Source organism: Nostoc sp. MG11 (genome assembly GCF_014904695.1).
Classification (GTDB): domain Bacteria; phylum Cyanobacteriota; class Cyanobacteriia; order Cyanobacteriales; family Nostocaceae; genus Komarekiella.
The window spans coordinates 577,633-596,448 of the sequence record NZ_JACXXN010000002.1 but is presented as its reverse complement, the minus strand read 5'-3'; the positions used below and the strand labels follow the sequence as shown (position 1 = coordinate 596,448).

The following is an 18,816-nucleotide window of genomic DNA, read 5'->3' as shown; positions in this document are numbered from 1 at the left end:
ATAATTGTGAGTAATAGAAGTTTAAAGTTTGGTTACAGAGTGTATGCCACAATTAATTTTAGGCGTGCTAAACCGTTAAATAAATATGCTTAATATGAGTTTTGCACCCCCCAGTTTGACTGCCAGCCAAATGTTTGGGCAAAGAATAATTCGACCGCTGACTGCTGCTACCCTGTGTGGCATTGCTTTCATTAAAGATAGACTCATTGCTATTGACAGTATTAAGGGACATCTACTGGAGATTGATCCCATTTCTGACAACAGTAAAATTATCAATCCCCATCAAGTAAATGAATTTACCGATGTCACTGGATTAGCGGTGTGGGAAGACACTCTGTGGGTGACTCGTGATCAAAGTGTTTATTTATGCACGTTCACAGCTTTAGGTCTAGAACATTTTACTACATTGCCTTATCCGGCTGACGGCGTTGCTGTTTGGGAATCAACAGTCTATGTTAGCTCCCAAAAATTAGGTTACATTCTGGTTTTTGACCGCGATACCCGAAAAGAGATAACTAGGTTCTATGCTCCTGGGGTTGGAGTAGAAAATTTAGCAGTCAGCCAGGAAACGCTTTGGATTTGCGATCGCACAGAACAAACAGTTTATGCGATGGACAGGGCAACAGGAGAAGTCCAATTCAGTGTTCTGACGCCGTTTGAATGCCCAACAGGGATAGCAATACATAGAAATGGCGATACAAGTCAGGAAAGTCTCTACATCGCTTATGCCTCTGAGGAGCCTTATATCCGGGATAACCCAAATGCAGACCCGAATCATGAGCTAACCTACCGCGATCGTACTTTTATTCACCCTCTGTATTATCATTACGAACCAGATAAGCATTACGCTCTCTCTAATGGCTATCTCATTGAAATGTCCTATGCCGAGGAAATTGCTCCCTTAGACGAGGTTTATTTACCAGAAGTCGAATGGCGCATTGCCCTTCCATCCGAAACTGAGCGTCAAAAAGTGAAACACGTTGAATCTATAGGTTTACCCTTTACCGAAGAAGTTATAGACGGGCAACGTGTAGCAGTATTTAAATTTGATGCCCTCACTCCAGGCGAACGGCACATATTTGGCTGGAAAGCTCTTTTAGAAGTTCGAGGAATTAAATATCGCATTACGCCTAGAGATGTAGAAGATATTCCCGAACTTTCACCAGAATTGCAAACTCGCTATTTGGTAGATGATGACGATTTAGCAATGGATACTCCCATTGTCCGCCGTGCTGCCCGTGAAGCAATTGGTACTGAAACTAATGTGCTGCGGAAAATGTACAGCATCCGCAACTACGTCTACGATGAATTATCATATGGCATTAAACCCTACATTGATACACCCGATATAGTTTTAGAGCGGGGCATTGGTTCCTGTGGTGAATATGTGGGTGTTTTACTTGCTCTATGCCGTTTGAATGGCATCCCCTGCCGCACTGTAGGTAGATACAAATGCCCTCCTTATAGCGAACACCAGGGTGTTCCTCTGCAACCCGACTTTAATCATGTTTGGCTTGAGTTCTACGTACCGAATTTTGGCTGGTTGCCAATGGAATCGAATCCTGATGATGTTGGGAACGCTGGGCCCTATCCCACGCGCTTTTTTATGGGCTTATGCTGGTATCACATTGAAATTGGCAAAGGTATTTCTTTTGAAACCGTGACAAGTCAAGGTACACGGCTAACAAAAGAAGATGTACCTATTGGCGATTTGGCGATTAATCATATTCGGTTTACGATTCTCAAAGAATTGCCACCTTTTTAAACTGGGGCATTGGGCATTGGGAAAAGGGAAAGGAGTAAAGGGAAAAACTATACCCTTTACCTTTAACCTTTTCCCTTTCTTAAAGAGTCCTTAATCCGCTCATCCCCCAATTAACTATTAGCTTTCAAACTTGGCAGTGGATGTGAATAAGACGGCTTAAAATCTCCAAACTCACAGATAGAGCTAAATGGGCAAAAGCGGCAGTGAGATCCAGGATTTGGGGGAAAAATTTTACTAAAATTACTAGTTTTTTCCTGATATTTATGCAAATCGTGCTGATGCTTGTGGGCTATATTAGCTAAGTCAAATTCTAAAGATTCTAATTCACTATTATTAATGCTAATCAGCTCAGATGCTTTACCTATCTCTAAATTATAGAATGATGCAACAGCGTGCCGTCCAGGATAAAGATAACGAGCAGCCAATAAATAAACTAATGCCTGTCGTCGGTCAAAAGCCGACTTACCAGTTTTGAAATCTATAATATGTAAAGTGCTATCAGACTCAATGAAAACGCAGTCCATAGCCGCATATAAGCGAAAGCAATAATCCTCTTGTTCAATTACAATCGGTTTAGGAAAACCTTCATCGCCCGGAGTTAATTGGATAATATTTTTATTCAAAAGCAACGGAGAATCGTGGTATTTTTTCAAGATTTGTAGCACCCGTTGCTGGACTTGATCACTTGAGTTGCTTAATTTTAGTAGCTGGGCAACTTTTTCTACACCATCTGATTGGTTCAACAGATGCCTGTGATGATGAAACTCATAAACGCCTTTTTGGGCAAGTATACCAATCCGCTGAGGTGCAGTGGCTTGCGCTAAAAGCGCTTTGACTTGTGGTTCGTGTTGCCTTGCTTTGACAAACCCCCGTCTCATCTGGCAATGCCAGCGCTCTTGCCCCGTCGCTGGGGCAACTAAAGACCAAAGGTGATAACTGGCAAAAGGTCGATCAGGGGTTGACATTGCTAAGGAACAGTGAGAGAAAATACGGTGGGGAGAAGTTAGAGCGGCTTATAAGAACTCTGAACAGAAGCTTTCTTGATGGTCTGTATCACTCTCTAGAAGAACAAGGTTTTTTGACTTTCCCTTTTGCTCTTGGAACACAAAGCAACCGTTTTGGAAAAATGGTTGGTCAACAAGACCTGCATCACGCTCAAAAGTTCAGTGGTCGATAGCTTGTCTTCTACTTGGGTCGGTGCTGCTTTGTAGCTTGCTTTCCTATTAGGGTATGCCAACATCTTCTCTACGACACATTACGGGTAGCTTGCTTTCCTGTAAGAGTATGAAGAACAGAATTTTGAGAATACTTGCTGCTACACAAGCTTTGCGAGAAGCCTCCTAAATACTAACGATGATCAACGGGAGAAAGTGGCAATGAGCGCTAGTAGCAATTCCAGCAGGATAATATTTGGCACCGATGGATGGCGAGGGATTATTGCCGATGACTTTACATTCCCCGATGTGCGAAAAGTAGTAAGGGCGATCGCCAGTTACTTAGAAACAGCCTATAGAAAAGATAGACCAGTACTCATTGCCTACGATACTCGGTTTTTAGCTGACCAGTTTGCCAACACCGCAGCCTTAGTATTGGCTGACTTGGGTTGGACTGTTAAAATTACTGATCGGGATTGCCCCACACCAGTAATTGCCTACAACGCGCGTCACTTGAATTCGGCTGGGGCGTTGATGTTTACTGCTAGCCATAATCCAGCACAATACTGTGGAATTAAATATATCCCCGATTATGCTGGCCCTGCCACTCCAGAAATTACTGATACTATTGTGGCAAATATAAAAGGTGCATCGAATGACCTGCCCGGCAGCAGTCCATCAGGTTCAATTTCCATTTTCGATCCGAAACCAGACTATCTGAAATTTCTCTACACCCTACTGGATATAGAACGAATCAAGGATGCTCGGTTGAAAGTTAAGTATGATGCGCTATATTCTACCTCTCGCGGTTATCTAGATGAAGTTTTGCAACATAGTAATGCTGACTTAGAAAGTTTCCATACTTGGAGGGATGTACTATTTGGCGGCGGTATGCCAGAACCCAAAGGTGAGCAATTAGTTGGGTTAGTGGAAGCAGTACGCCGCGATCAAGCAGATTTAGGTTTGGCAACGGATGGAGATAGCGATCGCTTTGGTATTGTCGATGAACAAGGAACCGTCCTCACTCCTAACACTGTGCTGCTAGTTTTAGCACGTCATTTAATAAAAAACAAAGGTAAAAGCGGTGCAATAGTCCGCACTGTTGCTACAACTCATTTACTAGATAATCTCGCAGCAAAATACGGGTTGCCGATTTATGAGACACCAGTAGGGTTTAAATATATCGGCGAAAAAATGCGGGAAACTGCTGTACTAATTGGTGGAGAAGAATCAGGCGGTTTGAGTATTATTGGACATATTCCTGAAAAAGACGGTATTTTAGCCGATATGCTGGTGGCAGAAGCGATCGCCTACGAAGGCAAACCCCTAAGTCAACTCGTCAAAGAAGCGATCGCCGAAGCTGATGGCCCGCTTTACAACAACCGTCTTGACTTGCACCTCACTGAGTCTCACAAGGTCGCTGTCATCGACTCCTTTACTAGAAACCCACCTACAGAAGTTGTAGGGATTAAAGTCAAAGAAGTGGGGCGTAAAGATGGTATTAAGCTTTATTTGGAAGAAGGTAGCTGGATTTTACTGCGTCCTTCCGGTACAGAACCCCTAGTACGTGCCTACCTAGAAACCAACTCTCTTGAAAAACTCACCCAAATCGCTCAAGAGATGGAGAGCGTGATTGCTAAGCTAGAAGCAGTAGCAGTTTAGAAGAACTTCACCCCTAACCCATCTTTGTCAACGGAAAGGGGAGTCATAACTTGGGACTAATTATGAAAACTCTGGCTCCTTTTTTGATATCCCTAGTTGTAGCTATCTGGGTAGTAGCGATCGCAATTATTTCAGTCCAAAATGCCACACCCGTATCTTTAAAATTCTTAACATTTCAATCGATTCAGATACCAGCAGGTTTGGTACTAGCTTTTAGTGCTGGTTTTGGATTAATCAGCATGGCGGTGCTACAACCATTTTGGGGTTTAGCTGGTTCTCGACAGGGTAATTCTCGATTGGAAGACGACGCTGAATTTTTTGTTGATGATGAAGATTTTTGAAGCGTCAGCCAAATTATACGAAAAGAAAAGCCTGTCTGTGTAGGCTTTTTTTGATGCTTTGAAAGAGCGATGTCTACGACGGGCTACGCCTACGCACTTGCCACAGGCTAAAATCTCAATGCAACGGATGGGCGATCGCTAATGTTTTATTTCAAGTAGTGCTACGTTAAGAAGTAGTCACTAATTACAAGCTTTATAGGCAATTAACTATTGATTTTTATGGCTGTGCCGTATCAAAATATTATTACTATTGAGCCAGGAAAACGAGGTGGTCAGCCTTGTATTTGAGGAATGCGAATTACCGTATATGATGTTTTATCATATCTTGCCTCTGGTATGACATATGAAGAAGTGCTTGATGACTTTCCTTATTTGACGCAAGAAGACATTTTAGCTTGTTTAAGCTATGCCGCTGATAGAGAAAGACAAATGCTGACAATGCCAGCATGAAGTTACTTTTTGACCATAACCTATCACCTCGGTTAGTAGATCAACTGGCTGATATTTACCCAAATTCTCAGCATCTCTTTCTCATAGGTTTGGATAAAGCAGATGATCAAAGTGTGTGGGAGTATGCGCGACAAAGTGGATTTACTGTTGTAACAAAGCTGATTTTAATGAGTTGAGTATTTTGCGAGGATTTCCACCTAAAGTGATCTGGATTCATCGTGGCAATTGTTCAACCAATCAAATTGAAGACATTTTGCGATCGCATTTAGAGGATATATAAGCTTTTGAAAAAAATCCAAATTTGGGAGTTTTGATACTATATTAGCCTTGCAAAGTGTGGAAACTGAGTGTAATTTTAGCTATGGGGAATGGGTAGGCGATCGCCATTATCTCTGAGTGTCTGTAGACTGAAACCTGAGAATACACAAAAAAACCTGCGTTAGCAGGTTTTTTTAGTGCTTTGAAAGAGCGATCGCGCTGTTATAAAATCAAAATGTCCATTCGTGATCTGGATCATCTAAGGCAGCACGAACAGAAGCTAAGTTCGCAAAGTCTTTAAAAGGGCTTGATTTAGCAATTTCTGTAATTGAATTTAAGGTGAGGGCTAATTGGTCATTATTACCTGATGCGATCACACTATCAACGACAGCAAATAAAGCACGAAAGTTTTCTGCACGTTCATCAAAAGAGCAATCTAGATATGCCATCAGCAACTCTCGCTGGGCATTAATCTTGGTGATTATTTCGTTTTCCCAAGCATCTATTTCTCGTCGTTTTGTCTGTTCTTGTTCAGCAATCTTCAGGTAATCGGTGTAAATCGAAACCATTTGCTGTAAATATTCAGCAGGATTTATCACTTCGTTGACTACTACTTTGGCAACTTTCTTTACTGACATTCCTAATTGTCTCCCAGAGTACGATACTTGGCTTGGATAGTCACAGTAGCAGGATTAATCTGCCCTTCAGTATCTAAAACAGGAGTTTTCATGATTTCTACAAGCGCCTTGACCAAAAGCCCTAGCTGTTGAAATTTAGTGATATCCCTGTTTTTATCAAATGATGCTAGTGATTCAAGTTCGCTAAGACCCAAAACAGCAAGATAGTTGAGAGATTCAACCAAATCCATCAACTCCGTAATCCGGCGTTTGACTTGCTGCATAAAGTCTTTTGCTGCTGCAATTTTAGCGATCGCAATGTTGACTTCAGCATCGTACTCCCGCACCTTTGTCAATGCTTTATCACCTTCACCAGCAAGCACAAAACCTCCAATCAGGACAGCGGGGCCAACAGTGATACCACCTAACACAAGAGAACCAAGAGCCATACCTCCTCCACCAGCAGCTAATGAGCCACCACCCAGCCATGCTAGAGTTGCATTCCATGCTGCGGCACCGCTAAGCCCTCCTATAAGCGTTCCAGTACTCGCTACTCCTACAGAGGTAGCAAGACCCATTGCACCACTATATCCTGCTGCTGCCCCAATAGCCTTAGCTCCTCCTTGGAAAAACTGTTCAGCTTCCATTGCGGCAGTTTTGTACTCTTTGATTTGCTCAACTGTAATTCCTTCTAGCCCCTCTAAAAACTCCTTTTCGCTTTGTTTTGCTTTACCAATGTTTCGTTCGATAAAGTCAACAAAGCGCCCAAAGGCATCGCCTTATACCCATATTTCCCAGAAACACCCGATAAGCAACAATTCAGGAAGCGTAAATTTGAGGCTGTGATGAATGCAGTTGCTAATCCTTATTTGTTTTTAGTGCCTAAGTGCAGCGGGCGGACGAGCGATCGCACTCAGTTTGAAGCTAAAATATTAGTCGCAATCTTGTGGAGATGATTGGCAATGAAAATTAAAGCAGTTATCTGGCAAGAAGACGGTGTGTGGTGTGGTTCCGTACCTGCTTTACCTGGATTTCATACTTGGGTAAACAGCTATGAACATTTATTAGACATGCTGCAAGATGCGATTCAAGGTTGGTTAGAAGTCGCCAGCCAGCGGGAAGATATTTACCCAGAGAAACCCTCACCGCAGAAGATTTAGACTAAAAGCGATCGCATTCCCAATATTTATGCTGTCAGTTGAAGAGAGTGCGATCGCTTGCCGTATTTCTACTGCAAATACCCCTTTCCTTGCTCATAAGTCCAATTTAATTATGCTAAATATGTATCTATTTTAGCTATCAAAACAGTACAGAGTTAACAGGTATTTTATTGGTAGATATTTGCATTTGTTCTTGAGTTGAATTGTAATTTATATTAATTTTTGAACTTATTTTTTGCCCTAAAGCCTGCCAGTCAAATTCTTTATGTTCATCCCAACTAACGCCTACAGAACGATAAGTAACTGGATCATAAATGTTACAGAAAACTACTTTTTTATCCCCAGGGCTAACGGCAATAGTGAGTGGATGATGCAGTTGTTCGGAAGTTAGGGCATCCAAAGATAGTAACAAGCCTTTACAGAAGTAGGTATCACTTCCTGAGCGGATAATATAAGGTTTATCCGCCAAAACATACAAATCTGTTCTTATAACTTTCCTGAATGTATTTTCAACAGTTTTATTTACTTCTATTCCTGTAATTACTCCAGTCAAAGCTCTCTCATAAATTGGGATGCGTTTTTCATCTTCAGCGAGCATATACCAACAGTGATCGGATTCTCTGCTAACAAAGACATATTGAGGTTTTGGAGTTTGTCCGAATCCTAATTTAACTTCCATGTTTTTGATGAAGATTTTTGTAAACAAATTTACTTAGCAACAAGCTTTTACGGTTTGTGCCGTCAATCAAAAAGTTGCTTTATAGATATAATTCCCTGACGAGCAAAACAATTAACATTAAGGCAGCGAAAATTATAAAATTTGGTTAATTTATAAGCAGCATTCACTCATGTCAAGACGCCAATAAAACCTTGTGCCCTTTAGATGAATGTTATAAAAATACATAAAAAAGGGCAGGTACAAAACCCGCCCTAAAAGGAATGGTAATTTAAATTAGCGATCGCTAATTAATTAGCAATTTCTGGCGCACTCAAAGAAACCTTTGATGCTTCTGTTTGCTGTGCTAATGTTGGCACGGAATCACGCAATCTTGCCGTCAATTGCACAGTTGTGGCGTCGTACATCTGAGTCAGCAATTTCGGATAAAAACCAATACCAATAATTGGCACTAACAAACAAGCAATGATAAATACTTCGCGGGGTTCAGCATCTATCAAAGCTTGGTGAGAAGCTAATTCTTCATTTTCTTTACCGTAGAAAATTTCCCTCAACATTGACAGTAGATAAATCGGAGTTAAAATTACCCCAACTGCCATCAAAAAGACCACGATGACTTTGAATGTAGGGTTATAAGCATCGCTAGTAGCAAAGCCAACAAACACCATTAGCTCAGCGACAAAACCGCTCATCCCCGGTAACGCCAAAGAAGCCATTGAACAGGCAGTGAACATGGCGAAAATTTTCTTCATACTCTTGCCGACACCACCCATTTCATCCAACATCAGGGTGTGTGTCCGGTCATAAGTCGCGCCGACGAGGAAGAACAAACTCGCTCCAATCAAACCGTGAGAAACCATCTGCAATACTGCCCCACTCAATCCCAAATCGGTAAAGGAGGCAATGCCAATGGTAACAAAGCCCATGTGGGAAATTGAGGAGTAGGCAATTTTCCGCTTGAGGTTGCGCTGGGCAAAGGATGTCAGGGCAGCGTAGATAATATTAACTACCCCCAAAACTACCAATACTGGCGCAAAATAAGCGTGGGCGTCAGGTAACATCTGAGCATTCATCCGAATTAGAGCGTAACCGCCCATTTTCAGTAGAATACCTGCCAATAGCATGTGTACCGGGGCTGTAGCTTCACCGTGGGCATCAGGTAGCCAAGTATGCAAGGGAATAATTGGCAACTTGACAGCGTAAGCAATTAGGAAGCCAGCATAAAGTGCAAGTTGGAAATTGAGGGCGAAGTCTTTGAGGGCGAGCGATCGCATATCGAACGTCACCGTATCGCCGTAAAATCCCATTGTCAGGGCAGATAGCAAAATGAACAGCGACCCGCCAGCGGTATATAAAATGAACTTGGTCGCTGCGTACTGCCGCTTTTTGCCTCCCCAAATCGACAGCAGAAAGTATATCGGCACTAATTCCAGTTCCCACACCAGGAAAAATAACAGCATGTCCTGGACAGCGAACACGGCAATCTGACCGCCATACATCGCCAGAATCAAGAAGTAAAACAGTTTCGGCTTGAAGGTAACAGGCCAAGCTGCTAAAATCGCCAGCGTGGTAATGAATCCAGTCAAAATAATTAGGGGCATGGACAAGCCATCTGCCCCTACTGACCAATTCAAATCTAGTTGCGGTACCCAAGGGTAACTCTCAACCAACTGTAAATCTGGATTGGAGAAATCATACCCGGTATAAAAAGCATAAACAATCAGTGCAAAATCTATTAGCCCCACGATCAGGGAATACCAGCGCACTGTTTTGCCGTCTTTATCCGGGATGAGGGGAATCAATAGTGACGCCGCTATTGGAAACAGAATAATCGTCGTCAGCCACGGAAAATTAGCTGTATTCATCGCAATTCGTCTGCTATCAAAATCATGTTCAGCAAAAAGTCACTAGCTATTAACTAGCAGCTTTTTAGGGCTTTGGTCTTCAATGTTAGGTTGATTTAAGAAAAATAAATAAAGATGAAGGCAGGGATATGCATTTACCTACCTTCATCCTAAGAGTGTTGAGTCATGAGTGCTATTAGCGTAGCGAGGCGTAGCCCGTGCTGAGTAAAGATTGTACTGCGGGCTGCTGATTCCTAATTTTCCGCTTCACTCAGGACTCGACACTGAAATCAGGTGACACCGAAGACAATCACTAAACCCAAAACAGCCCCAAACACAATCAAGGCATAGAATTGAGCGCGACCATTTTCTAGGTATTTCAGACCTTCACCACTAACAAGGGTGAAAAAGCCTGTGAGGTTAACAGCACCATCGACAACGCGGAAGTCAACTTCCATGACTTGCCTTGCCAGGCGACGCAAGCCGATGACAAAAACTCGATGGTAAATGTCATCAAAGTACCACTTGTTGAGAGACAACTCGTAAAGTGGTTTGATTTTAGCTGCGATTGCTGCTGGGTCGATTTTACCCCGCAAATACATTAGCGAAGCTAAGGTAATCGCAATTAAGGAAATTCCAACTGAAGCCCCCGCCATGACATAGAATTCCGTCGGGTTAAACTCAGCAGCTTTTTCTATAACTTCCGAGAGGGTTTCGCTAGGAGGAAAAATAAACTCCTCGAAGTAATTGGCATAGGGAGTCCCTACCAAACCAATCAAAATCGAAGGCACAGCCAACAATGCCAATGGTAGAGTCATTGTCCACGGTGATTCATGAGGAGAATCGCTGTGATGCCCATGAGAGTCGTGGGAGTCATGGTGAGCACCTGTTGCGGCCAATTCTCCTTTTTTCATTGCTCCAGGGCCAAATGTCGGGACTGGTTCTGCCGATTCTAATTCCAGGACAATTGTGGCTGCTTTTTTGAGTTTTTCCTGGATTTTTTCGTCATTACCCCGGAATTTACCTTCAAATGTCAAGAAATACATTCTAAACATATAGAAAGCAGTAATCCCGGCAGTTAGCCAGCCAATCAACCAGAGAAATGGGTTAGCCTCAAAGGCATTCCCTAGAATTTCATCTTTTGACCAGAACCCAGCAAAAGGTGGGATACCAGAAATTGCTAAGCAACCAATCAAAAAAGTAATCGCCGTGATAGGCATATACTTCCGCAATCCACCCATCAGCCGCATATCCTGCGCCAAGGCGGGGTCGTGTCCAACGACACCTTCCATACCGTGAATTACAGAACCAGAACCCAAGAACAGCATCGCCTTGAAATAGGCATGTGTCATTAGGTGGAATAGTCCAGCACTATAGGAGCCTACTCCCATTGCCATCACCATGTAACCGAGTTGGGAAATGGTAGAGTAAGCCAAGCCTTTTTTAATGTCGTTTTGGGTAATGGCAATGCTTGCCCCCAAAAATGCTGTAAACGCTCCAGTGAAGGCAATCACGTTCATTGCTGCTGGGACGTGTTCAAATACTGGGTACATCCGGGCAATCAGGAAAACACCCGCTGCTACCATCGTTGCCGCGTGGATTAGGGCAGAAATGGGCGTGGGGCCTTCCATCGCATCTGGTAGCCAAACATGCAAGGGGAATTGGGCAGATTTTGCCACAGGCCCTAAGAAAACTAAAACCGCAAACAGAACAGCGAGAAAATTGCTGATAGAACCTGACTGCACCAGTTGTGCGAGGCGATCGCCCATCACATCAAAGTCAAAGCTTCCTGTTGCCCAGAACAGCCCCAGAATGCCCAGTAACAAACCAAAATCACCCACGCGGTTGGTTACAAATGCTTTTTGGCAGGCATCTGCTGCTGACTTGCGATCGTACCAAAAGCCGACCAGCAAGTAGGAACACATCCCGACTAGTTCCCAGAAGATATAAATCTGTACTAGGTTGGGGCTAACCACCAGACCCAACATTGAGGAGCCAAACAAGCTGAGATAGGCGTAAAACCGCACATAACCGGGATCATGAGCCATATAGCCATCGGTGTAAACCATGACTAGAAAGGCTACTGTTGTCACAATCACCAGCATTAGGGCTGTCAGGTGGTCAACAGTGTAGCCCATGCTCAGGTGAAAAGTACCTGCCGCCGCCCATTCCAGGGTGCGGATATAAGGCGCGTGTCCTTGAATTTGACTCCATAGCAAGGCAAACGACAGCCCCATGGCCGCTCCCATCAGGGAAATAATCACTACAGCGTTAAGCTGCCGCAAGCGGTTTGTCACCTGATTCAACGAGATTAACCCTAGACCGACCAGCATTGCTCCAAAAAGAGGTAATACCGGAATCAGCCAGGCATACTGATAGATTACTTCCATCACTGACGCCTACTTTTAGAATTCTTGACTAAGGTAGAACAGTTTTCTAGACGGTGTCCGTCGCAGGCAACTGTCCAAGTCGGAACTGTTAATAATTGTGACACACACCCTTTAGGATAAAATACCCCACCCAATGGCCATTGGGTGGGGTGTTAAGCATGGTTTTAGATTTGATCGACTCACTAAATCGTCCACAGTCGATAGTCAAGAGTTTAAATACTCACTTTTGACTATTGACTATTGACGATTGACTGTTAAGTTTCTTTATGCTGAGCGACATCCCAAATCTGCTGTTTTTGGGCTGTTGTAGCTTTTAGGACTTTTGCTGTAGCTGACTTTAATTTCTTCCAAAGCTAAACGTAAATCTTCTCTGCCGCGAAAACTTTCCAACCGATGCCGGACAATACCATTTTCAATCAACAGTAAAGTTGGCAGTGACTTTAATTTATAGGTAGTAGACAATTTAAAATTTTGATCGGCGTTAACCCCAACTAATTTAATTTCCTGTCCGTATTGGGCTTTAAATTGCAACAATAGTGGCTGGATAATACGACACAATCCACACCAAGGTGCTTCAAAGTTAACTAAAACAGGAATTGGAGATTCTAAAACTTCTTGAGTAAATGTCCGCTCACTAACCGAAAAAACCATGACGCCTCTTGGATTATAGGGTTTTTATATCAAACTAGCTATCAGCACTGAAGGATTGGCAAGCCAGTAATCGCCGATAGATGATCTCAGGACACAGATAATGCAAGACACAGGTAATTAAGCAAAAAATAAGCGCGTTGACGTGTCTCTGACAAAAAAGCCACCGTGAAAGTCGCGCTGGCTTTTTTGGATTTCTAACTCCTGATTGCCGTGGCTGTCTGGAAATTTAGACTGATCTGCCATTTATTCCCCAGTAAAGACCACTGACCAACAACTACCAATATAAAATCTCAAACCGACTGAATACACTTCCACTCATAGATGTTTAAACTCATCCTACATTGATTTGGTATCAGCTGATAAGCTCAAACTTCCATCTACTTTCTATCTCATACTGATATTGGGGATCATTATAAAATTACCATCCTATCCTACTAGTTGCTTCCAGCAACAGAGGGTGCGACCACCAAAGTAAAGCTACAAAAATGGCGACTCCGAAATAGGCAGGACGGAGAAATTCCTGCCATTTGATAGATTGACGACCGTCAATAATTGCATTGAAGGGAATAATTGAAGTCCGTTGTTTGACAATTTCAAAAGCTTCTCCATAGCGGTAGCTTAAGCGACGATCCCCATGCCAAACTCCAAATAAGTGATGTAACACCAACCCAATTGAGGTTACTAGGGTAAAGGTAGTACCGAGCCAAAGAGTATGGGCAAAGCACCAAATTATTTGTCCTACCATCTGAGGATGACGAGTAATACGAATAATCCCTGTCTCATAGAGGTGGACTTGGGGCTTTTGAATGGCAGCAATTTCTAGTAGATTGAAGGTAGCAGGATATAAAAACAAAAACGAAATCGCTGATAGAATCCAAACAAGTTCCCGCACCCCCTGTACTCCCTGCACCTGCCAAAGCACCAAACCGTCATAGCGATGGTTAAAAAAGTAAATAATTAATATCACAGCCAACAGTAGGCTGATTAATGCAAAGAGAACACGGTAAAGCCTTGGTGTAATATATTTTTCTGCCCAAGGGCGCAAAGCAGCGCCCCCACTGTGAGCGATCGCAAAAGCTAATAGTAACCCCAGTATGACAAAATGACTGGGGGTTAACCAAGGATTCAGCATCATATACATAGGTAAAGTAATTTCAAGAAAACTGAATTTAGTACACTGATACCACAAAGTATTCAAAAGAGGACTTTAGTCAAGATGTTGTGTTACTGTCTTTTTCGAGTAAAGCCTTCAAGTTTAAGATGCAATAAATCACACTCGGCTGATTGCTGTGAAGCTTGATTTATTGCCACCGCTCCTTTCAAAGTTTGTGGGTTGAGCCTTATGTCTGACCTTCCTTTCACTTTAGATCAGTTACGTATTCTAAAAGCGATCGCCGTAGAAGGGAGCTTCAAGCGCGCCGCTGATAGTCTTTACGTCTCCCAACCTGCCGTGAGCTTGCAAGTTCAAAATCTAGAACGGCAGCTGGATGTCCCCCTATTTGACCGTGGAGGACGTCGTGCACAATTAACCGAAGCAGGGCATTTACTCTTAAGCTACGGGGAAAAAATCCTCAGCCTATGTCAAGAAACCTGCCGCGCGATCGAGGATTTACAAAATCTCCAAGGCGGTACTTTGATTGTCGGCGCTTCTCAAACCACCGGTACGTATCTTTTACCCAGAATGATTGGGATGTTCCGACAAAGATATCCAGATGTGGCGGTACAATTGCATGTCCACTCTACCCGGAGAACTGCTTGGAGCGTAGCTAACGGACAGGTTGATCTAGCCATTATCGGTGGAGAGATTCCAGGTGAACTGACTGAATCATTGGAAATTCTTCCCTATGCTGAAGACGAACTAGCGCTGATTCTACCTGTCTTTCATCCCTTTGCCAAACTTGAAACAATCCAAAAAGAAGACCTATATAAATTACAATTCATTGCTTTAGATTCTCAATCAACTATTCGCAAGGTAATTGACCAAGTGCTAGGACGCTGTGAGATTGATACAAGACGTTTTAAAGTCGAAATGGAATTAAATTCCATTGAAGCAATTAAAAATGCTGTGCAATCTGGTTTAGGAGCTGCCTTTGTTTCAACATCGGCGATTGCTAAAGAGTTACAAATGGGCGTTCTACACTGTGCCCCCATTGAAGGCGTTGTGGTCAAACGAACACTGTGGCTAATATTTAATCCCAATCGCTATAGATCCAAGGCCGCAGAAGCGTTTAGTCAGGAAATTTTGCCCCAGTTTGCTAATCCTGGATGGAATCAAGATCTGTTAAAATTAGCACAAAAAAATATAGTGGTAGCTACATTAGATGCAGCGACACCTAACCCTGGAGGAGTATAAAATTTTGTCAGGCATTAAGAGAAGCTAGTCACTTAGACAGAGAAGTCTGAGAGTCAGCTTGCTTCGTAAATGCAAAAAGAACTCTTTAGAAGTTTTTACAGCTTCAAGCAAGATACGCCGGATAGAGGCAATAGCGTAACTAAGCCGTATCCTCATACCCCTACCCTTAAAGAGGCTACGCGTAGCGTCCGCATCAGAGCATCTGGCTTTGCTGGACTAGCCTGGGCGAACAGAACTTCTCCTGTAGTTGATGCTATGCATAGCTTAACTTTCCTAAAAGGGTACGGTGGGCAAACAGAACTTTGGGAGCGGCTTGCCATTAAACATCATAACTTTTTCTACGGTCGGTGCTGTGCGTAGCTTACTTCTCTATAGGGGTGCAAGTGGCGTGAGACGTCAAAGGCGATCAGTCGGTTACTCCCGTTGAGTGAACTGACATTCAGTAGTCAGTAGTTATTAGTAGAACTCTTGACTTTTGGCAACTGACAAATGACAACTGACTAAGAACAAAAAAATGGAAGTTCACTGCACTCGTCCACGCTGTCCACGCTCACAAAACTATTTTGCGGATTTAGATGATATTACAACGCTGAAAACAGCGCAGCAAAAATACTGTACTATGTGTGGTAAGGCGCTGATGCGAGATGGCCGCTACGTGCCAATTAAGCTATCGGGAAAAAGCGGTTGACCACAGCAGCCCGTTCCTGCACCAAGTTGCTGCGCTAATGGGTTAAATCCCGCAAGTCTCGCTGTGGCAAAGCTAGGATACTTAGTTATCGTATAGTATAAGTTATAACTTTGAGATAGTGTAATAAGCAGCTAAATACCCAATACTCGGCGGTAATTTTTTTAATTAAGCAATATCAATAAAGTCACAATTATTTAGCTACAGAGGCAGTACTTTTTGAGCCAGTTAAAGTCAATTTATAAGGGCAGTTTTAATAATTGGAGGCGGGTGGGGGCCAAATGTGCCGATCCAACATTATTCCCGCCGCGTCGCTGATGGCGGTACTGTCGAACTTTTTGCCCAGGACATTTTGAGTGGTCAAGCTTTTGGCTCTAATGTGAAATTATCTTAACTACCACTCAAGCCTTGCAAAAATTAGCTAGTAGTCCTGGTGGAATTTACTACGCTTCTGCGCCAGAGGTAGTTCCTCAGTGTTCAACTAAGCCCTTGCCGTTGGGGCGGACGCAAGGGCAATATGTTGCTCCCTACCAAGAACCATTTGTCCTCCCTTTTGAATGTCCTGGTAAACGGAACAAATTGAACATTGAGGCTTTCCAATCAGAAAAATACTCGATTACCCGCAATCTGTTTGTGGTGGTCAAACAGAATGTTCAAGCTGAGCAGCAAGCAGGTGTTGCCTATGCCAACTTACTGCTAACTGAGCAGGGACAGGAACCGATTACCCAAACAGGGTTTGTCAAAATTCGCTGACACCTGCTATTGGTGCTCTAGCTGGCTCTATTAATCGACTCTGCTGGCAAGCAAATAAGATTATCCCCTTGGGTAAGGATTAAGCCGCGTTGACGCAATTTACCCATCAAGCGGGTGACGGTGACACGAGTCGAACCAATCGCGCTACCAATTTGGGCATGAGTGAGGGGAAAAGGCAGACAATAGCCACGAATCACATCGGGATCAGTGTCGCTCATTGCCGGCTCTCCATATTCCTCAATCAACAATGTGAGAAATCCTAAGAGTCGGTCAATTGTGCGTCGTTGTCCCAAGGCGCTCAGCCAGAGCAGCTTGCGCTGGTGCTGATATCTAAAGGCATCCATAACTTCGCGGCGGAAGTGAGGCCAATTGTCTAAGTCGTGCCAGTACATCCACAGCACCGCAGTTTGATCAACATGCGCATAAGCCTGGAGTGTGAACGGTGACTGAGCAACAATTTCAAACGGCTGTCCCGCTCCCACAAAACCCAAGAAAGCTTCTTCTGGAGTTCTATTGATTCGTCGAGACGTTAGCTGACTGGCAGTAGCACTAACCTGAGCGGTTCCTACCATACGGATTGCACCCCTTTGCACCAAATATAGCAATCCAGGTCGAGCTGGAATGCGCTCATCTTTGCTAAAGGTGCGGCAGCGATAGTGTTCTTGAGCCCAATCAAGAATTCGTTGCCAAGTTAGAAAAGGCCGTGAAGCCTCTGAAAAGGAGGATGGAGATTGCATAGGTAACAAAGAGCGTTCGGCTGAAGACAAAGACGTCATAAAAAGGTGCAAGGAGTGTCTTTGTGTTGGCGAGGTCGGCTTAACGCCTAACAGCGCCAGCCATACAAAGAGCAGAAAGCAAATTAATTGCACTCTACTCTTTTGTTATACTTCCTACTGTACAATGATGGTAGTAAAGTTTACTTACTATTCATCGATTATTCATCAAATTTTATCGTACTCTCATTTTTCTTCATCTAGATTAAACTTATATCTCAAGATAGATGTCAGAAAACCAACAAATACCATGCAAGGAGTTATTTACCCAGGACTACGTGCATCATATACTACTAGTTAGCAAATACACAGCAATTAAAATGTTGTTATATGGTTACTTAGTGAATATACTAGGTATTTGTACCAAAAATTATAAAGTTACAGGCATAAAACATAAAAAAAGTCTTCTATATAAAGATAGAGATGATAAGCGAGTTTTGTATATCTCAGGTATGGCTCTGTGGTTATCAAAATCTCAGAATCAAAAACCTATGGAACTTGCTCATGCGATCGCCTCTCATTTATCAGTGACCTGTGGCGGCGTTTTTAGCATCCAAATAGTTCCTCCCGGTTGGATACATTTAGAATTGACTCACCCTAGCTTAGCTGTTTGGTTACAAAGTCTCGCCGTTGGGTGTTCAAGGGGAGATGAGGAGAACGGGAGATGGGGAGAGTCGTACATGGAGAAAGTCGTACATGGAGAGAAATACTTAATTCCAAAAGAGGACTCTAATTTCCCCAATTCTTTGTTTGCTGTTCAATATGTCCATGCACGCTGTTGCTCTCTAGTACTACTAGCTCATCAAGAAGGGTTAATTAAACTTAAGGAACCGGTTCCAGATACTAGTCCAGCTTTTTGGAGTTTTATCTCTTCCAACCCCATTCCTTGGCTTAACTGCGACGGAAAACTGCGCCTAAATCACCCAGATGAGCGTCGTCTAATTGCCGAGTTAGTGCAAGTAGTAGATAGCATAAAGTGTCCTGATATTATTAGCAGTTATTTAAAATGGCAAAAAGCAGCGCTAAACTTGAGCCGAGCGTTTGAAAACTTTTGGTGTAATTGCCGCATTTGGGGTGAGGTGAAAATTACCTCATTAGAGCTAGCTCAAGCTAGACTCGGATTGCTCATGGCTACTCAGTCTGTATTAAGGTTTTTGCTAGAAGAAAAACTGGGGGTTTTTGCACCCTTGGAGTTATGAATTATTAAATGTCTCTGAGGTAAAAATAAAAACTTTTATAACAGCTATTGACTCAATAAATCACCTCGGCTATATTAGCAGGTGT

General features: G+C 43.1%; 17 protein-coding genes and 4 pseudogenes. 11 read left to right on the top strand and 10 right to left on the bottom strand.

Annotated features, from left to right (window positions below; genetic code table 11):
- Nucleotides 1–94 precede the first annotated feature (94 nt).
- The gene (locus HCR01_RS05280) at nt 95–1,765 is read left to right on the top strand and encodes a transglutaminase domain-containing protein (RefSeq protein WP_193195146.1); all 1,671 of its coding nucleotides are present in this window, start codon (nt 95–97) and stop codon (nt 1,763–1,765) included.
- Between the two features lie 110 nt (nt 1,766–1,875).
- Here the strand turns inward: HCR01_RS05280 and HCR01_RS05275 are convergent, their stop codons facing one another.
- The gene (locus tag HCR01_RS05275) at nt 1,876–2,730 is read right to left on the bottom strand and encodes a PD-(D/E)XK nuclease family protein (RefSeq protein ID WP_193195144.1); all 855 of its coding nucleotides are present in this window, start codon (nt 2,728–2,730) and stop codon (nt 1,876–1,878) included.
- A gap of 411 nt (nt 2,731–3,141) precedes the next feature.
- Here HCR01_RS05275 and HCR01_RS05270 point away from each other — a divergent pair, with 411 nt between their 5' ends.
- The 4 genes and pseudogenes from HCR01_RS05270 to HCR01_RS40705 all read left to right on the top strand — a co-directional run bounded on the left by HCR01_RS05270 (nt 3,142) and on the right by HCR01_RS40705 (nt 5,652).
- A complete protein-coding gene (locus HCR01_RS05270) occupies nt 3,142–4,581 on the top strand; it encodes a phosphoglucomutase/phosphomannomutase family protein (RefSeq protein ID WP_193195142.1) in 1,440 nt (479 codons plus the stop codon).
- Between the two features lie 62 nt (nt 4,582–4,643).
- Nucleotides 4,644–4,922, top strand: a complete 279-nt coding sequence (locus HCR01_RS05265) for a LapA family protein (RefSeq protein ID WP_193195140.1) — start codon at nt 4,644–4,646, stop codon at nt 4,920–4,922.
- 219 nt (nt 4,923–5,141) lie between these two features.
- Nucleotides 5,142–5,372, top strand: a pseudogene (locus HCR01_RS05260) (DUF433 domain-containing protein).
- Nucleotides 5,369–5,652 (top strand): annotated as a pseudogene (locus tag HCR01_RS40705) (DUF5615 family PIN-like protein). The pseudogenes HCR01_RS05260 and HCR01_RS40705 overlap by 4 nt, the downstream one beginning before the upstream one ends.
- 208 nt (nt 5,653–5,860) lie before the next feature.
- Here HCR01_RS40705 and HCR01_RS05250 read toward each other — a convergent pair.
- Nucleotides 5,861–6,268 (bottom strand): hypothetical protein, encoded by a 408-nt coding sequence (locus HCR01_RS05250; RefSeq protein WP_193195138.1) that lies wholly within the window; start codon nt 6,266–6,268, stop codon nt 5,861–5,863.
- Between the two features lie 2 nt (nt 6,269–6,270).
- A complete protein-coding gene (locus HCR01_RS05245) occupies nt 6,271–6,894 on the bottom strand; it encodes a hypothetical protein (RefSeq protein WP_193195136.1) in 624 nt (207 codons plus the stop codon).
- A 315-nt stretch (nt 6,895–7,209) separates the two neighbouring features.
- On the opposite strand from HCR01_RS05245, the gene HCR01_RS05240 reads away from it, so the two are divergent.
- The gene (locus tag HCR01_RS05240; protein WP_193195134.1) at nt 7,210–7,407 is read left to right on the top strand and encodes a type II toxin-antitoxin system HicB family antitoxin; all 198 of its coding nucleotides are present in this window, start codon (nt 7,210–7,212) and stop codon (nt 7,405–7,407) included.
- Between the two features lie 139 nt (nt 7,408–7,546).
- On the opposite strand, the gene HCR01_RS05235 is transcribed toward HCR01_RS05240, so the two are convergent.
- The 6 genes from HCR01_RS05235 to HCR01_RS05215 form a co-directional block, all read right to left on the bottom strand.
- The gene (locus HCR01_RS05235; protein WP_193195132.1) at nt 7,547–8,086 is read right to left on the bottom strand and encodes a hypothetical protein; all 540 of its coding nucleotides are present in this window, start codon (nt 8,084–8,086) and stop codon (nt 7,547–7,549) included.
- Nucleotides 8,087–8,373: 287 nt separating this feature from the next.
- Nucleotides 8,374–9,948, bottom strand: coding sequence for a photosynthetic/respiratory NAD(P)H-quinone oxidoreductase subunit D1 (gene ndhD1 / locus HCR01_RS05230; RefSeq protein ID WP_193195131.1), 1,575 nt, complete (start codon nt 9,946–9,948; stop codon nt 8,374–8,376).
- A 269-nt stretch (nt 9,949–10,217) separates the two neighbouring features.
- Nucleotides 10,218–12,317, bottom strand: a complete 2,100-nt coding sequence (locus HCR01_RS05225) for an NAD(P)H-quinone oxidoreductase subunit 5 (protein ID WP_193195128.1) — start codon at nt 12,315–12,317, stop codon at nt 10,218–10,220.
- 264 nt (nt 12,318–12,581) lie between these two features.
- The gene (locus HCR01_RS05220; RefSeq protein WP_193195126.1) at nt 12,582–12,968 is read right to left on the bottom strand and encodes a thioredoxin family protein; all 387 of its coding nucleotides are present in this window, start codon (nt 12,966–12,968) and stop codon (nt 12,582–12,584) included.
- 117 nt (nt 12,969–13,085) lie between these two features.
- Nucleotides 13,086–13,211 (bottom strand): hypothetical protein, encoded by a 126-nt coding sequence (locus HCR01_RS39855; RefSeq protein WP_264299881.1) that lies wholly within the window; start codon nt 13,209–13,211, stop codon nt 13,086–13,088.
- Nucleotides 13,212–13,386: 175 nt separating this feature from the next.
- Nucleotides 13,387–14,103: an NnrU family protein gene (locus tag HCR01_RS05215; protein ID WP_193195226.1), complete on the bottom strand. Its 717-nt coding sequence runs from the start codon at nt 14,101–14,103 to the stop codon at nt 13,387–13,389.
- 207 nt (nt 14,104–14,310) lie between these two features.
- On the opposite strand from HCR01_RS05215, the gene HCR01_RS05210 reads away from it, so the two are divergent.
- The 4 genes and pseudogenes from HCR01_RS05210 to HCR01_RS05195 form a co-directional block, all read left to right on the top strand.
- Complete coding sequence (locus HCR01_RS05210) at nt 14,311–15,321, top strand: LysR family transcriptional regulator (protein ID WP_193195124.1); 1,011 nt, start codon at nt 14,311–14,313, stop codon at nt 15,319–15,321.
- A gap of 69 nt (nt 15,322–15,390) precedes the next feature.
- The gene (locus tag HCR01_RS05205) at nt 15,391–15,681 is read left to right on the top strand and encodes a hypothetical protein (RefSeq protein ID WP_193195122.1); all 291 of its coding nucleotides are present in this window, start codon (nt 15,391–15,393) and stop codon (nt 15,679–15,681) included.
- A gap of 154 nt (nt 15,682–15,835) precedes the next feature.
- Nucleotides 15,836–16,006 (top strand): annotated as a pseudogene (locus tag HCR01_RS05200) (4-Cys prefix domain-containing protein); the annotation flags it as partial.
- A 219-nt stretch (nt 16,007–16,225) separates the two neighbouring features.
- Nucleotides 16,226–16,759, top strand: a pseudogene (locus HCR01_RS05195) (PstS family phosphate ABC transporter substrate-binding protein); the annotation flags it as partial.
- A 17-nt stretch (nt 16,760–16,776) separates the two neighbouring features.
- On the opposite strand, the gene HCR01_RS40700 reads toward HCR01_RS05195, so the two are convergent.
- Nucleotides 16,777–16,977: a helix-turn-helix domain-containing protein gene (locus HCR01_RS40700; RefSeq protein WP_413773924.1), complete on the bottom strand. Its 201-nt coding sequence runs from the start codon at nt 16,975–16,977 to the stop codon at nt 16,777–16,779.
- Between the two features lie 1,046 nt (nt 16,978–18,023).
- On the opposite strand from HCR01_RS40700, the gene HCR01_RS05185 reads away from it, so the two are divergent.
- Nucleotides 18,024–18,731: a DALR anticodon-binding domain-containing protein gene (locus HCR01_RS05185; RefSeq protein ID WP_320073081.1), complete on the top strand. Its 708-nt coding sequence runs from the start codon at nt 18,024–18,026 to the stop codon at nt 18,729–18,731.
- Nucleotides 18,732–18,816: the final 85 nt, after the last annotated feature.

What these genes read in the sequence shown, in the direction of transcription:
- HCR01_RS05280 (WP_193195146.1), top strand. Translation starts at nt 95, where the DNA reads ATGAGTTTTGCACCCCCCAGTTTGACTGCCAGCCAAATGTTTGGGCAA.
- HCR01_RS05275 (WP_193195144.1), bottom strand. Translation starts at nt 2,730, where the DNA reads ATGTCAACCCCTGATCGACCTTTTGCCAGTTATCACCTTTGGTCTTTA.
- HCR01_RS05270 (WP_193195142.1), top strand. Translation starts at nt 3,142, where the DNA reads ATGAGCGCTAGTAGCAATTCCAGCAGGATAATATTTGGCACCGATGGA.
- HCR01_RS05265 (WP_193195140.1), top strand. Translation starts at nt 4,644, where the DNA reads ATGAAAACTCTGGCTCCTTTTTTGATATCCCTAGTTGTAGCTATCTGG.
- HCR01_RS05250 (WP_193195138.1), bottom strand. Translation starts at nt 6,268, where the DNA reads ATGTCAGTAAAGAAAGTTGCCAAAGTAGTAGTCAACGAAGTGATAAAT.
- HCR01_RS05245 (WP_193195136.1), bottom strand. Translation starts at nt 6,894, where the DNA reads ATGGAAGCTGAACAGTTTTTCCAAGGAGGAGCTAAGGCTATTGGGGCA.
- HCR01_RS05240 (WP_193195134.1), top strand. Translation starts at nt 7,210, where the DNA reads ATGAAAATTAAAGCAGTTATCTGGCAAGAAGACGGTGTGTGGTGTGGT.
- HCR01_RS05235 (WP_193195132.1), bottom strand. Translation starts at nt 8,086, where the DNA reads ATGGAAGTTAAATTAGGATTCGGACAAACTCCAAAACCTCAATATGTC.
- ndhD1 (WP_193195131.1), bottom strand. Translation starts at nt 9,948, where the DNA reads ATGAATACAGCTAATTTTCCGTGGCTGACGACGATTATTCTGTTTCCA.
- HCR01_RS05225 (WP_193195128.1), bottom strand. Translation starts at nt 12,317, where the DNA reads ATGGAAGTAATCTATCAGTATGCCTGGCTGATTCCGGTATTACCTCTT.
- HCR01_RS05220 (WP_193195126.1), bottom strand. Translation starts at nt 12,968, where the DNA reads ATGGTTTTTTCGGTTAGTGAGCGGACATTTACTCAAGAAGTTTTAGAA.
- HCR01_RS39855 (WP_264299881.1), bottom strand. Translation starts at nt 13,211, where the DNA reads ATGGCAGATCAGTCTAAATTTCCAGACAGCCACGGCAATCAGGAGTTA.
- HCR01_RS05215 (WP_193195226.1), bottom strand. Translation starts at nt 14,103, where the DNA reads ATGATGCTGAATCCTTGGTTAACCCCCAGTCATTTTGTCATACTGGGG.
- HCR01_RS05210 (WP_193195124.1), top strand. Translation starts at nt 14,311, where the DNA reads ATGTCTGACCTTCCTTTCACTTTAGATCAGTTACGTATTCTAAAAGCG.
- HCR01_RS05205 (WP_193195122.1), top strand. Translation starts at nt 15,391, where the DNA reads ATGCAAAAAGAACTCTTTAGAAGTTTTTACAGCTTCAAGCAAGATACG.
- HCR01_RS40700 (WP_413773924.1), bottom strand. Translation starts at nt 16,977, where the DNA reads ATGAGCGACACTGATCCCGATGTGATTCGTGGCTATTGTCTGCCTTTT.
- HCR01_RS05185 (WP_320073081.1), top strand. Translation starts at nt 18,024, where the DNA reads ATGGAACTTGCTCATGCGATCGCCTCTCATTTATCAGTGACCTGTGGC.